This window comes from Enterococcus sp. AZ167 (assembly GCF_051714025.1).
Taxonomy (GTDB): Bacteria; Bacillota; Bacilli; order Lactobacillales; family Enterococcaceae; genus Enterococcus_D; species Enterococcus_D casseliflavus.
Genome location: NZ_JBIORB010000001.1, coordinates 452,753 through 466,677, shown reverse-complemented (window position 1 = coordinate 466,677; position 13,925 = coordinate 452,753). Strand labels below are relative to the sequence as shown.

Annotated in this window: 11 protein-coding genes and 1 other annotated feature; of the genes, 1 reads left to right on the top strand and 10 read right to left on the bottom strand. The window is 42.8% G+C overall.

Translation table 11 applies throughout. The features are described 5' to 3' along the window. Positions 1-38: 38 nt before the first annotated feature. From rlmD to IGJ05_RS02120, 4 genes are all read right to left on the bottom strand, one after another. Positions 39-1,406, bottom strand: coding sequence for a 23S rRNA (uracil(1939)-C(5))-methyltransferase RlmD (gene rlmD / locus IGJ05_RS02135; protein WP_225001106.1), 1,368 nt, complete (start codon positions 1,404-1,406; stop codon positions 39-41). Between the two features lie 240 nt (positions 1,407-1,646). Beyond that, positions 1,647-3,485, bottom strand: coding sequence for a translational GTPase TypA (gene typA / locus IGJ05_RS02130; protein ID WP_005230064.1), 1,839 nt, complete (start codon positions 3,483-3,485; stop codon positions 1,647-1,649). Between the two features lie 129 nt (positions 3,486-3,614). Beyond that, the gene (locus IGJ05_RS02125) at positions 3,615-4,382 is read right to left on the bottom strand and encodes an inositol monophosphatase family protein (protein WP_225001105.1); all 768 of its coding nucleotides are present in this window, start codon (positions 4,380-4,382) and stop codon (positions 3,615-3,617) included. Positions 4,383-4,390: 8 nt separating this feature from the next. Continuing rightward, positions 4,391-4,663 carry a UPF0223 family protein gene (locus IGJ05_RS02120; protein WP_008381425.1) on the bottom strand — a complete coding sequence of 91 codons (273 nt, stop codon included), beginning with the start codon at positions 4,661-4,663 and terminating at the stop codon, positions 4,391-4,393. A gap of 218 nt (positions 4,664-4,881) precedes the next feature. Between IGJ05_RS02120 and IGJ05_RS02115 the strand changes: the two genes are divergently transcribed. Continuing rightward, the gene (locus IGJ05_RS02115) at positions 4,882-5,406 is read left to right on the top strand and encodes a type 1 glutamine amidotransferase domain-containing protein (protein ID WP_087627613.1); all 525 of its coding nucleotides are present in this window, start codon (positions 4,882-4,884) and stop codon (positions 5,404-5,406) included. 72 nt (positions 5,407-5,478) lie between these two features. Here IGJ05_RS02115 and IGJ05_RS02110 read toward each other — a convergent pair whose 3' ends face one another. The 6 genes from IGJ05_RS02110 to pdhA form a co-directional block, all read right to left on the bottom strand. Continuing rightward, positions 5,479-6,678 (bottom strand): MFS transporter, encoded by a 1,200-nt coding sequence (locus IGJ05_RS02110; protein WP_225001104.1) that lies wholly within the window; start codon positions 6,676-6,678, stop codon positions 5,479-5,481. A gap of 162 nt (positions 6,679-6,840) precedes the next feature. Next, positions 6,841-8,112, bottom strand: a complete 1,272-nt coding sequence (locus tag IGJ05_RS02105) for an O-acetylhomoserine aminocarboxypropyltransferase/cysteine synthase family protein (protein WP_016613342.1) — start codon at positions 8,110-8,112, stop codon at positions 6,841-6,843. A 50-nt stretch (positions 8,113-8,162) separates the two neighbouring features. Next, positions 8,163-8,416: a binding site (T-box leader), on the bottom strand. 110 nt (positions 8,417-8,526) lie between these two features. Beyond that, a complete protein-coding gene (gene lpdA, locus IGJ05_RS02100; RefSeq protein WP_005230052.1) occupies positions 8,527-9,933 on the bottom strand; it encodes a dihydrolipoyl dehydrogenase in 1,407 nt (468 codons plus the stop codon). Positions 9,934-9,940: 7 nt separating this feature from the next. After that, positions 9,941-11,587 carry a dihydrolipoyllysine-residue acetyltransferase gene (locus IGJ05_RS02095; RefSeq protein WP_438724992.1) on the bottom strand — a complete coding sequence of 549 codons (1,647 nt, stop codon included), beginning with the start codon at positions 11,585-11,587 and terminating at the stop codon, positions 9,941-9,943. A 25-nt stretch (positions 11,588-11,612) separates the two neighbouring features. Further along, positions 11,613-12,590 (bottom strand): alpha-ketoacid dehydrogenase subunit beta, encoded by a 978-nt coding sequence (locus IGJ05_RS02090; protein ID WP_005230047.1) that lies wholly within the window; start codon positions 12,588-12,590, stop codon positions 11,613-11,615. Positions 12,591-12,592: 2 nt separating this feature from the next. After that, on the bottom strand, positions 12,593-13,702 hold the full coding sequence (pdhA, locus tag IGJ05_RS02085) for a pyruvate dehydrogenase (acetyl-transferring) E1 component subunit alpha (RefSeq protein ID WP_005231936.1): 1,110 nt from the start codon (positions 13,700-13,702) through the stop codon (positions 12,593-12,595). Positions 13,703-13,925 lie beyond the last annotated feature (223 nt).

Sequence of the window (13,925 nt, the reverse complement as noted above, 5' to 3'; positions counted from 1 at the left end):
AATTCACGGTCAAAATTGCTAAAAAGAACTCGTTTTTCTTAACGACGTTCTAACAACACGACACACTCCACATGGGTCGTTTGTGGGAACAAATCAACAGGTTGGACTTCTTTTGTCACATACCCTTCTTCTGCAAACAACGCGAGGTCACGAGCCAAGGTTGCTGGATTGCAGGAAATGTAAACGATGCGCTCTGGTTTAACTGCAGCGGTCGTTTCAATAAAGCTGGCATCTAAACCTTTGCGAGGTGGATCAACGAAGACGACTGTCGGTTGAATGCCTTCGCGTAGCCATTGCGGCATGATTTTTTCGGCTTTACCGATAAAGTAATGCACGTTTTCGACACCATTTCTTTTGGCATTGGCTTTGGCATCGTTCACTGCTTCAGGAATGACTTCCATCCCTAACACTTCTTTCACGCGATCAGCCAAACTGATCCCGATCGTTCCGATCCCTGCATAAGCATCCACAACGACATCATTTTCAGACAGTTGCGCCATCTCGAAGGCGGTTTGATACAAGACTTCTGTTTGCGCTGTGTTGACTTGGTAGAAAGATTTCGCTGAGATTTGGAAGGTTTTGCCTAATAATTGATCATCGATCGATGACTTGCCATACAACACACGCTCGAACTCGCCCATGATCACATTGGTTTTTTCTTCATTGATGTTTTGAATGACAGAAACAACCTCTGGAATCTCTTCGTGGATCACTTCCGCGATTTCTTCTCCTTTGAAGAATTTCGGTTTACGTGTCACTAATACGACCATCATTTCACCTGAGTGATGCCCACGACGAACGACAATGTGGCGTAAGAACCCTTCATGGGCTTCTTCATTGTAGGCTTTGACATTGAAGCGCTGCAAAATATCTCTGACTTTGATGATTGCTTGATCGATGTTTGGATCTTGAATATAAAAGTCTTCGATCGGTACCAGAGTATGGCTGTTTTTGCGGTAAAATCCAGTCGTTAATTCTCCATGAATCTTTTGCACAGGGATTTGCGCTTTGTTGCGGTAACCAAATGGTTTTTCCATTCCGATTGGTGCATTGACCTTGATTTCAGGCAGTTTGGCGATTTTAGCCAAAACATTCTCTACTTGCTGCTGTTTGAAGGCTAATTGTTTGTCATAGCTCAAATGACTCAATGGGGCGATCCCGGTGCGCAACAATGCTTCATTCGGTAATTCTTGCCGATCAGGACTTGCTTGCAACAGTTTCATCACTTTGGCAAAACCAAATTTGTTGCCGACTTTCAATACTTTGACTAAGGCACGTTCATTTGGCAGGGTGTTTTCAATAAATAATAAGTACCCATTGACTTTAGCGATCCCATTTCCTTCATGGGAAAGGTCCAAAATATCGACTTCAAGTTCCTGATTCTTTTTTACAGGATAATTTTTCATAGATTTCTCCTTTGTGCTTACTTTCTCCATTTTAAAAAGGAATGGTCGAAATTGCAAGCGGTGCTTATTTTAACGGTTCAACAGATCGGGTAGACGTGCAAAAAAGAACCGAAGGAGGGAAATCGGCTGATTGCTTTTCTAGGGGTTGCGGCGAAGAGCCGCTGCACCACAGGAGCAATCCCTTTTCCATCCTTCGGAAAATCGAACAGATCAGAAGTTGGTAAAAACCTTGATCATTGTTTATTTGTCAGCTGTTTTTTTCTTTTTCTGTGATTTTTCCCGTTCGCTCTTGTTCAAGATTTGTTTTCTCAAACGAATGCTTTCTGGTGTTACTTCACAGTATTCGTCATCGTTCAAGAACTCCAATGATTCTTCTAGTGAAAGGATTCTTGGTTTCTTGATGACAGATGTTTGGTCTTTCGTCGCTGAACGAACGTTGGTCATTTGTTTTGCTTTCGTGATATTGACCGTTAAGTCATTGTCACGAGAGTTTTCGCCGACGATCATTCCTTCATATACTTCAGTACCTGGTTCAACGAAGACCGTTCCACGTTCTTCAATACTCATGATTGAGTAAGTCGTTGCTTTTCCTGTATCGATCGATACAAGTGCGCCGTGGTGGCGTCCGCCGATTTGCCCTTGAATCATTGGCAAGTATTGGTCGAAGGTGTGGTGCATGATACCGTAGCCGCGAGTCATTGATAAGAATTCTGTCGTATAGCCGATCAAGCCACGAGCTGGTGCTAAGAAAATGATCCGTACTTGTCCATTTCCTGTATTGATCATATCTTGCATTTCTGCTTTACGAATCCCTAGTGATTCAATCACTGAACCCATGTATTCTTCTGGTGTGTCGATTTGCACTCGTTCAAATGGTTCGCATTTCACGCCATCAATTTCGCGTTCGATAACTTCTGGACGAGAAACTTGCAATTCAAAGCCTTCACGACGCATGTTTTCGATCAAGATCGACAAATGAAGTTCGCCACGTCCTGAAACAGTCCAAGAATCTGGTCCGATTGGTTCAACACGTAGAGACACGTCTGTTTGTAGTTGCGCCATCAAGCGTTCTTCAATTTTACGAGCGGTTACGAATTTCCCTTCACGACCTGCAAATGGTGAGTTGTTCACGACAAAGGTCATTTGTAACGTTGGCTCATCAATGTGTAAAACAGGCAATGAATCTTGGTGATCGATCGGTGTGACTGTTTCACCAACGAAGATGTCTTCCATCCCAGAAACAGCGATCAAATCGCCAGCTTTCGCTTCTTGGATCTCTAAACGTTTCAAACCGAAGAAACCGAATAATTTTGTGACACGGAATTTCTTCACTTGGCCATCAAGTTTCATCAAAGCAACTTGGTCACCAACTTTGATCGTTCCACGGAAGACACGTCCGATTCCGATACGTCCAACGTAGTCATTGTAATCAAGTAAAGATACTTGGAATTGCAATGGCTCATCGCTGTTGTCGATTGGCGCTGGAATGTGTTTTACGATCGTATCAAACAATGGTGCCATCGTTTTTTGTTGATCGGCAGGATCATCTGATTCACTTGAGGTTCCGTTGATCGCTGAAGCGTAGATCACTGGGAAGTCCAATTGGTCATCGTCTGCACCTAATTCGATAAATAGTTCTAATACTTCATCTACCACGTGCTCAGGACGAGCAGATGGTTTGTCGATTTTGTTAACAACAACGATTGGGACTAAATGTTGTTCCAACGCTTTTTTCAATACGAAACGTGTTTGAGGCATCGTTCCTTCATAAGCATCAACAACTAAAACAACACCATCGACCATTTTCATGATCCGCTCTACTTCACCACCGAAGTCCGCGTGTCCTGGGGTATCCATGATATTGATTTTGGTTCCGTTGTATTCAACCGCTGTATTTTTCGCTAAGATCGTGATACCACGTTCTTTTTCGATCGCATTTGAATCCATCGCCCGTTCTTGTAATTGGGTATGGCTATCTAACGTTTGGGATTGTTTCAATAATTCATCAACTAATGTAGTTTTTCCGTGGTCAACGTGGGCAATAATAGCGACGTTGCGGATATCATTTCTAATATTCAATTTATAAACTCCTTTTTTGGTGACATTGCACTCGACAAGCCATTATACCAGAATTTCTTTCTGAAATATAGTGCAAAGTTTTCATTTTTACAGAAAAAACCAGATATTTATTAAATATCTGGTTTTTTCTTATTGATTGACGATCGCCAATAATTCTTCAAAAGCTTTCGGTGTACCGCCTACGAACAATTCCCGTCCATTCAAGGATAGCGGCTCTCCTTTGATGTTTGCCATTTTTAATCCAAGGGTTTCTAACAAAACGCCCCCTGGCGCATAATCCCATGGCGCAAGATGAGAAAGATAGCCTGCTCTTTGTCCTTTAGCGAGGGCAATCAGCTCTACCCCAGCACAGCCTGTCATACGAATGCCTAATGCTTTGTCACTGACCTCGATTTCGTGGTGGCGGTTATGGATCAACATGGGCGAATTCAAGCCAACGAGACCTTCGGATAAGGCAATATCTTTCGGCGGTTCGATCTTCTCGCCATTGTTATAGACACCAATCTCTGGACCACCCCATAAGAATTCATCTTTCATAACATTATAGACAAAGCCAAAGCGCCCTTTGCCCTCTTCGTAAATCGCGATCATGATACAAAAGTTTTCTTTTTCTAACACGAAATTCATCGTTCCATCGATCGGATCAATGATGAAGACCCGCCCACTCATGTCGGCAAGTGTGTCCAGTCCGTTTTCTTCACCTAAAATTTTGGCATCCGGATCATAGGATTGGATCTTACCAATCAGAAAATCTTGCGTGGCTTTATCCAATTCTGTCACTAAGTCTTTCCGTCCTGATTTTGTCTCGACCACTAAGTCTTCTTTATTTAAATTGTCTTTGATCGTTTCACCTGCAGCGATCATCCACTGGCGAACTTCATTAACGATTTCATGCATTCGTTGATCTACCCTTTCATTTTTAGTTTTCCCTCAGTCTTTTTCGCTGCCTGCACAGCATGGTACAGCGAATAGCCTGATAGTTCTTCAAATTCTCTGCCTAAACGGCGTTCCTCGCCAATGCTAGGAACGACTTTCTTAAAGGCTTGATACGCCTCAAGAAACGTGCTACTAGGAAGGCCTTTTTCATAGGCTTGTTCTAATCGTTCCCACATCTTCATGACGACGACCATTTCATCTGTCGACCAATCTAAGTCAAGAGGATATTGATAATCCCGCATAGTTTTCACCTCTAGTTTCTTTCTCTTCCAGTGTACCATAAAACCTCTTATTGTCGAAAAGAGGTTCTTTGGTACAAGCATTTTTTTATAGGTAATTCTCTTAAAAAAACTAACAAAGAATCACTCTGCTCGTTTAGTCACCGACAGCAAAGCGGATATTTTGTTGTTTTTCTAGGCATTTGTTACACTTGTGTTAGCAACCTAAAGGAGGAATTCTCTTGCGTTTAGAAAACAAAAAAATCATTGCCTTAGTCGACAATGATTTCGAAGATTTAGAACTGTGGTACCCGGTCCATCGGTTACGGGAAGAAGGCGCGCAAGTCGATTTAGTCGGTGAAGAAGCGCATAAAACGTATATTGGCAAATACGGTGTACCCGCAGAATCAGCCTATGCTTTTTCTGATATTCATGCCGATGACTACGATGCCATCTTAGTTCCAGGTGGTTGGGCGCCTGATAAATTACGACGTTTCCCAGAGGTCATCTCTTTCGTGCAAACGATGGACAAAGACGAAAAAGTCATTGGTCAAATCTGTCATGCAGGCTGGGTCTTGATTTCTGCGAATATCTTGAAAGACAAGACGGTCACCAGTACACCAGGCATCAAAGATGATATGACAAATGCTGGAGCCACATGGGTGGATACACCTGTGGTTACGGATGGACATATCGTTTCCAGCCGCCGTCCTCCAGATCTACCAGACTATATGCGGGAATTTATCGCTGTATTAGAAAAGAAATAGTACCCGTTGATCAGATTCAAAAGAGTTGCGACCGAAGCAAATACGGCCGCAACTCTTTTTTCTACCTATCGATCATTCGCTTAGGATCGCTAGTTTCTTGTTACTTTTAGGGATTTTTTTCACACCGATAAAGGTCAATGCAGCACCTAGAACGGCAAACCCAGTCCCAATCAAAAGCATTTCCCAAACACCGAAGCTTTGGATCAGCATCCCGCCCAAAAGATTGCCAATCACGCCACCGATCGTGGTAGCAATGATAATAATCGTTTGTCCAAAAACCCGATCTTCATCTGCCAAACTATGGTTGAACAAATAAGCCGAAGCTGGAATAAACAAAGCAAAACTAACCCCTTGCATCAAATGGCTCAATTCCATCAAGATAATGGAGCTGATCAACAGCATCAGCACCCCACGAATGGCAAAGGCAACACTGGAAAACAACAGCCAAAAACGGCTAGACCGTATCCTCACTAACTGTTCAAAGAAAATCATGCCTGGCAATTCGCATAACGCCGCAACCATCAGGGCGATGCCAACTTCCTTACTGCCACCGCCAATATCGGCAAAAATTTGTGCCAAAAAGCTGTTGATCATCGTGTGGAAGCTGAAAAGAAAGCTAAACCCGACAAAGAGAAAGAGTAGAAAAGGATATTTCTTCAAAAAGGCACCTGAATGACTTTGTTCTGTCAGCATCACGGGCATTTCTGGCTTCTTGATCGCTGGCAGCAAAAGCAAAATAATGAGAAACAAAACGGCCTGCCCGATAGCGATCATTGGCAAAAGGGCTGCCGAAAACTCCTCCAAGAGCTGCCCCAGTAAAAAGGAGGTCCCCGCAAATCCTAGTGACCCACCCGCACGCGAAAAGCCAAAATTGATTTTGTTGCCGCTATTCGTGTATTCAAACGCCAAGGCGTTGAGAAAGGACTGCATGGAAACGAGCAAAATCCCTCCTAAGACATAGGTCAGTATTGATAATGCAGGGAAAATCACACCTGCTAAGAGCACCGCGACCACGCCGCTTGTCATCGTTTTCAAGACAACGATCAGCGGTACTTTACTTTTTTTGATAATGACTTGACTGATGAAGGGCTGCAAAATCGTAGACGCAATATTGACTAAGGCTAAAATACCGCCAATTTTTGCTGGATCGACCTTGAAATAAATCAAAAAAAGGGTCGCAAAGCCATAGATTGAGCAAAACATCATCCAATAAAGAAATTGCAAACTTGTGTAGTAAAACCGAATCCTCTTGTCACTTGCATGATTACGCATACATCCCCCACCTTATCCATATTCCTTAGCAACTAAATATAGCATAGAACCGATGGATTTACTATCCTTCTAACAACAGAAACCGCAGTTTTATTTGAAACACTAACCGACAACAAAAAAGCGCAGCATAGTATCCTGCGCTTTTCCTACTGCTTCAACTATTTAGAGCTGTTGGAAGGCTTGCGTGAGATCTTCCAATAGATCGTTGATGTTTTCCAATCCAATGGATAGGCGAATCGTCTCTGGACGAATTTTGGCTGCTGCAAGTTCTTCTACGCTAAGCTGGGAATGGGTCGTCGAAGCTGGATGGATGATCAAGGACTTTGCATCCCCGACATTTGCCAGCAAAGAGAAGAGCTTGGTTGCGCCACAAAAGGTTTTGCTTGCTTCTGCTCCACCCTTTAATCCAAAGGAAAAGACGGAACTGGTCCCTTTGGGGAAATACTCCTGCGCCCGTTCAAAATAGGGGCTGTCCGGCAGTGTTGGGAAATGAACCCAAGAGACTTCCGAGTGCTTGGCTAAAAATTCAGCAACTTGTTGCGCATTTTCTACATGACGTTCCATCCGCAACGAAAGCGTCTCGATGCCTAACAGCAACACCCATGAATTGAAGGGAGAAATCGCAGCGCCTGTATCCCGTAAAAGAATCGTTCGTGCTCGAGTGATATAGGCAGCGTTACCAGCGGCTTCTACCCATGAGATTCCATGGTAGCTATGATCGGGATCGACCAGCTTGGGAAATTTGCCATTTGTCCAATCAAAGTTGCCGCTGTCGATAATGGCCCCTCCCAAAGCAGCACCGTGACCACCGAGGTATTTTGTCGTGGAATAAACGACGATGTCCGCCCCATGCTCAAATCCTCGAAACAGATAGGGAGTCGCAAAGGTATTGTCAATGATGAGGGGAATCCCTGCTTCATGAGCGATCGCTGCAATCTTTTTAAAGTCGGCAATATCAATATCTGGATTGCCTAAAGACTCTAGAAAAACTGCTTTAGTATTTTCTTGGATGGCTGCTTTTAGTGCTGCCAGATCTTCACTATCAACAAAGCTTGTAGTGATGCCAAAATCTGGCAACGTATGAGCGAATAAATTATAGGTCCCCCCATAAATTGAAGCAGCAGAAACGATATGATCTCCTGCTTGTGCAAGATTTAAAATCGCATAGGTGATCGCTGCTGAGCCAGAAGCCGTTGCTAACGCACCGACACCGCCTTCTAAGAGGGCTAATCGTTCTTCTAGAACAGCCGTTGTCGGATTGGTAATACGGGTATAGATATTGCCATTCTCACTAAGACTAAATCTCGCTGCCGCTTGATCTGCGTCCTCAAACACATACGATGTGGTTTGATAAATGGGTACGGCGCGACTCCCTGTGGTAGGATCTGGTGTTTGTCCTCCGTGTAATTGAATCGTCTCAAATCTTTCTGTCATACTATTCCTCCTTAATAATACAAATAAAAAAGCCCTCTGATATCGAGATATCAAAGGACGTGTTTACGTGTTACCACCTTTATTCAAGCAGACTTTCCAGCATGCTTCTCAGCAAGTACGCGACAAATAAACGTCGTTATACTCTGACGCGATAGCGGGCGCACCCGGATCTCCTTATCTTTCGTACAAGTTCAGAAGATCACCTCTGAGGCCATTTTCGATTGATTCTACAAGTTCTTCTTGCACCCTACGAAGACTCTCTAGGCTTGCCAAATCAATGTACTTTCCTCATCAACGGTTGAAATATTAAGAGCATCGTATCATTTACAGAAGATTCTGTCAATAGCTTAGGATCGCTTTATTTTTGGTGATAAAAAAACTCGTTCACCAAATGATGAACGAGTTTCAAAAAGCTTAAATGTGGATTGGTAAACCTAGAGCTAACTCAGCAGCATCCATTGTGATCTCACCTAGAGATGGATGTGGATGGATGGTTAACGCGATATCTTCTGCGTTCATGCCAGATTCAATAGCAAGAGCAAGTTCTGAAACCATATCGCTTGCTCCTAAACCAGCAATTTGCGCACCGATGATCACATTGTCTTCAACCGTTGTTACTAAGCGAATGAATCCTTCGGTTTTTCCTAGAGATAACGCACGACCGTTACCTGAGAATGGGAATTTGAATGCTTTTGCTTCAATTCCAGCATCCTTGGCATCTTTGATCGTCATACCGACAGAAGCCAATTCTGGGTCAGTAAAGGCAACTGCAGGCATCGCTTTGTAATCAACAGCAACTTTTTTGCCAGAGATTGCTTCAGCAGCGATTTTTGCTTCGTAGCTGGCTTTATGTGCTAATGCAGCACCAGGAACGATATCACCAATTGCGTAGATATTTGATACGTTGGTACGACCTTGTTTGTCAACCGTGATCAATCCGCGTTCGCCTACTTCAACACCTGCTTGTTCCAAGCCCATGTCATCAGTATTTGGACGACGGCCAACAGTAACCATCACGTAATCAGCAGTAACTGATTCTTCTTTACCATCTACGGCATATTTCACAGTTACGCTATCGCCATTGTCAATTGCTTCTTTCGCCATTGCGTTGGTAACAACTGTTACACCTTTTTTCGCAAAGTCTTCTTCAACCAATTTGACCATGTCTTTTTCATAGGTTGGCAAGATTTGAGGAGAACCTTCAAGGATTGTTACTTCTGCACCTAGGTTTGCATACGCTGCACCTAGTTCAGAACCGATGACACCGCCACCGATAACAACGAATTTTTTAGGAACTTCTTTTAATGCCAATCCGCCAGTTGAATCAAGGACACGTCCACCGAATTTGAAACCAGGGATTTCAATTGGACGAGAACCTGTTGCGATGATTGCATTGTTGAAAGAGTAAGTTTGTGCTGAATCTGGGTGGATGACACGCAATGTGTGATCATCAACGAAGAAAGCTTCTCCTTCAATTGTTTCAACTTTATGTTTTTTCAATAGGAAACCAACACCAGAAGTTAACGTTTTAACGACTTTGTTGTCTTTCCATTCTTGTGTTTTGGTAAAATCAAGGGAAACATTTTCACTTGTTACACCAAACATTGTTGAATCCAAAGATTCTTGGTAATGATGACCTGCAGCGATCAAAGCTTTTGAAGGGATACAACCAACGTTTAAACAAACGCCGCCGATGTATTCTCTTTCAATGATTGCTACTTTTTGTCCCATTTCAGCAGCGCGGATGGCAGCTACATAGCCGCCAGGTCCCGCACCGATTACAACTGTATCTAATTCAACAGCAAAATCTCCAACTACCATTTGTTAATCATCCTTCCATCATTAATAGCTCTGGATCAGCTAATAGACGTTTGATATTATTCATTGCTTGTTGCGCTGTTGCGCCATCAACGATACGGTGGTCGAAGCTTAATGAAAGTTTCATCACACGTCCGACAACGATTTCGCCTTCAGCGTTTACGATTGGTTGTTGCGCGATCGTACCTACACCCAAAATAGCTACTTCAGGGTAGTTGATTACTGGTGTGAACCAGCCGCCACCAACTGAACCAATGTTACTGATCGTGATGGTACCGTTACGCATATCATCTGCAGCTAATTTGCCGTCATGAGCAAGTTTTGCTTTTTCGTTGATTTCATCGGCGATAGCAAACATGCCTTTACGATCTGCATCTTTTACGTTTGGTACATACAAACCATGGTCAGTATCTGTTGCGATACCGATGTTGTAATAGTTTTTGTATACGATCTCTTGTTTTGCATCATCGATCGACGCATTCAAGATAGGGAATTTTTTCACTGTTGCAGTCAATGCTTTCACAACATATGGTAAGAAAGTAAGTTTTGTGCCGTTTGCAGCAGCAACTTCTTTGAATTTCTTACGGTTATCCCATAGGTTTGTTACTTCAACTTCATCATGCAAGGTTACATGAGGTGCTGTTTGTTTGCTGTTTACCATCGCTTTAGCGATTGCTTTACGTGTAGGTGTTAAGGCCACACGTTCTTCTAAATCACCTAAGTTTGATTTGAAGGCTTTTGCTGGAGCTGCTGGTTTGCTTTCAGTTGCTGCAGCTTTTGTTTCTTCTTTCACAGGAGCTTGAGTTTCAGCTTTTGCAGCTTGTCCGCCACCTGATAGGAAGTTTTCGATGTCTTCTTTTGTTACACGGCCGCCTTTACCTGTTGCTGATACTTGAGAAATATCAACATCTTTTTCACGAGCAAATTGACGTACAGAAGGCATAGCCAAGACGCGTTTGTTAGGATCTGCTGCTTCAACAACACTTGCTGAACCAGAAGTTTCCACTTTTTCTTTTGGTGCTTCTGCAGATGTGCTTGATGAAGCAGGCGCACTGTTGTGACCAGGTGCGTCGATTTCAACTAAAACATCCCCAACATTTGCGACTGTTCCTTCAGCAACAACGATGTTTTTCACTGTTCCTGTTACTGGAGATGGAATTTCTTCCACTGATTTGTCGTTTTGAACTTCAAGCAACGTATCATCTTCATTGATGGTATCTCCTGCTTTAACGAACCATTTTACGATTTCACCTTCTGCAATTCCTTCACCGATATCTGGTAATTTGAATTGGAAAACGCCTGCGCCTTCAGAAGAACCAGCTGATGCTTCAGCCGTTTCCGTTGTAGGTTCTGCCGCTGGTTTTGCTGGTGTTTGAGACTCTGCTGCTACACCTTCATCGCCTTCGTTGTCTTCATGTCCTGGTGCATCGATCTCAACAAGGACATCCCCAACGTTTGCGACTGTACCTTCAGGGACAACGATGTTTTTCACTGTTCCTGTTACTGGAGATGGAATTTCTTCCACTGATTTATCATTTTGAACTTCTAGTAAGGTATCATCTTCATTGATGGTATCCCCTGCTTTGACGAACCATTTTACGATTTCGCCTTCTGCAATTCCTTCACCGATATCCGGTAATTTAAATTGAAATGCCATTTTCTATTCTTCCCTTCTTCAACTATTAAAAGTTCACGATTTCTTTCACTTTGTCTTCGATGTCTTTTGCATTTGGCAACCAAATGTTTTCAGCTTGACCGAATGGGAAGATCGTATCTGGTGCAGACACGCGTCCGATTGGAGCTTCTAGTGATAGAACCGCACGTTCAGAAATTTCAGAAACGACTTGAGCGCCAACACCTGCTTGTTTTTGTGCTTCTTGAACGACAACCACACGACCAGTTTTTTCAACTGATTTGATGATCGTTTCAACATCAAGAGGAGCAACTGTACGCAAGTCGATGATTTCAGCGTTGATGTTTTCTTTCGCTAAGTTGTCAGCAGCTTTGATTGCTTCACGAACCATCGCACCATAAGTGATGATGGAAACATCAGAACCTTCACGAGTTACTGCTGCTTTGTCTAAAGGAACTTCGTATGCTTCTTCTGGCACTTCTTCACGGAATGAACGGTAAAGTTTCATGTGCTCTAAGAAAACAACTGGGTCATTGCTGCGGATAGAAGCAATCAATAATCCTTTTGCATCATATGGGTTTGATGGAATAACGACACGGATACCAGGTGATTGAGCGATCAATCCTTCCAAGTTATCTGAGTGCAATTCTGGTGTGTGCACACCGCCACCAAATGGTGAACGAATAGTGATTGGTAAATTACGTGTACCACCCATACGGTAACGAGTACGCGCCATTTGACCAACGATTTCGTCAAAGGTTTCAAATACGAAACCAAAGAATTGGATTTCTGGAACTGGACGGAAACCTTCTAATGCTAAACCGAAAGCCAAGCCGCCGATACCAGATTCAGCAAGAGGGGTATCGAAGACACGATCTTCGCCGAATTTTTCTTGTAAACCTTCTGTTGCACGGAAAACCCCGCCGTTTTTACCGACATCTTCACCAAAGACTAAAATCTCTTTGTCATTTTCCATTTCAACAGCTAAGGCATCTGTAATTGCTTGAATCATTGTTTTTTGTGCCATGACTATTTCGACTCCTTCGCTTCGTAAGTTGCAATTTGTTCTTTAATGTTTTGTGGTTGAACTTCAAACATGTTTTTCAAGAAATCTGAAACTTTTTGTTTTGGCACGCGGTCAGCTTCAGCGATCGCTGCTTTGATTTCTTCTTTTGTTTGTTCAATGACTTGTTCTTCTTTTTCTTCAGACCAAAGTCCTTTTTCAGTTAAGTAAGTACGGAAACGTACCAATGGATCTTTTTGTTGCCATTCGCTGTCCATGTCTTTTGAACGGTAACGGGTTGGATCATCACCAGACAATGTATGTGGACCGTAACGGTAAGTCAAGGTTTCGATCAATACAGGACCGTTGCCGTTTGCTGCCCATTCACGAGCTGCTTTAGAAACATAGTACACTGCCAATGGATCCATACCGTCAACTTGGATACCAGGGATCCCAGCTGCTGCTGCTTTTTGTGCCAATGTTGGTGCCGCACTTTGTACTTCACGAGGTGTAGAAATCGCAAAACCATTGTTTTGGATGTAGAATACAGCGTTTGCATGGTATGCCCCTGCAAAGTTGATTGCTTCATAGAAGTCCCCTTGTGAAGAACCGCCATCACCTGTATAAGTGAATACAACATTTTTCTTATTGCGTTTTTTCAATCCTAAAGCAACGCCGGCTGCTTGGACGTATTGTGCACCGATGATGATTTGTGGTGGCAATGCTTTTAAATCTTCTGGGTAAAGGTTCCCAGCAACGTGACCACGTGACCATAAGAACGCTTCTTTCAATGGCAGACCGTGTTGGATCAATTGTGGTACATCACGGTAACCTGGTAATAGAACGTCTTCTTTTTCAAAAGCAAATTGACTTGCTAATTGGCTTGCTTCTTGTCCAGCAGTTGGCGCGAAGAAACCTAGACGACCTTGACGGTTTAACGCAGTTGAGCGTTGGTCTAATACACGAGACCATACCATACGAGTCATCAATTCAACTAATTCGTCGTCACTTAAATCTGGTACTAACTCTTGATTTACAATTTTCCCGTCTTTGTCCAAAGCTTGGTAAGTTGGAAAATCTGCATTGACTTGCTCCAAAATCGCTTGGAAATCAAGTGCTTTTTGTTTTTTTGCCATCTTGACACACTTTCCTCTCTGATATAAAAATTCACTTTCGTATGTAACAGGGTTTAAATCTGTACTATCGAAATTTCATTTACTCTTATAAATTATCATTTAACTTCGAAAATGACAAGTGAAAAGGGTATTTTTTTTAATAAAACAATTCCCACTGTAGCAACTCTTAAGAAAACATTAGTGAAATTAATCACATTAAAGCAATCGCTTTCTTCAATTTTTT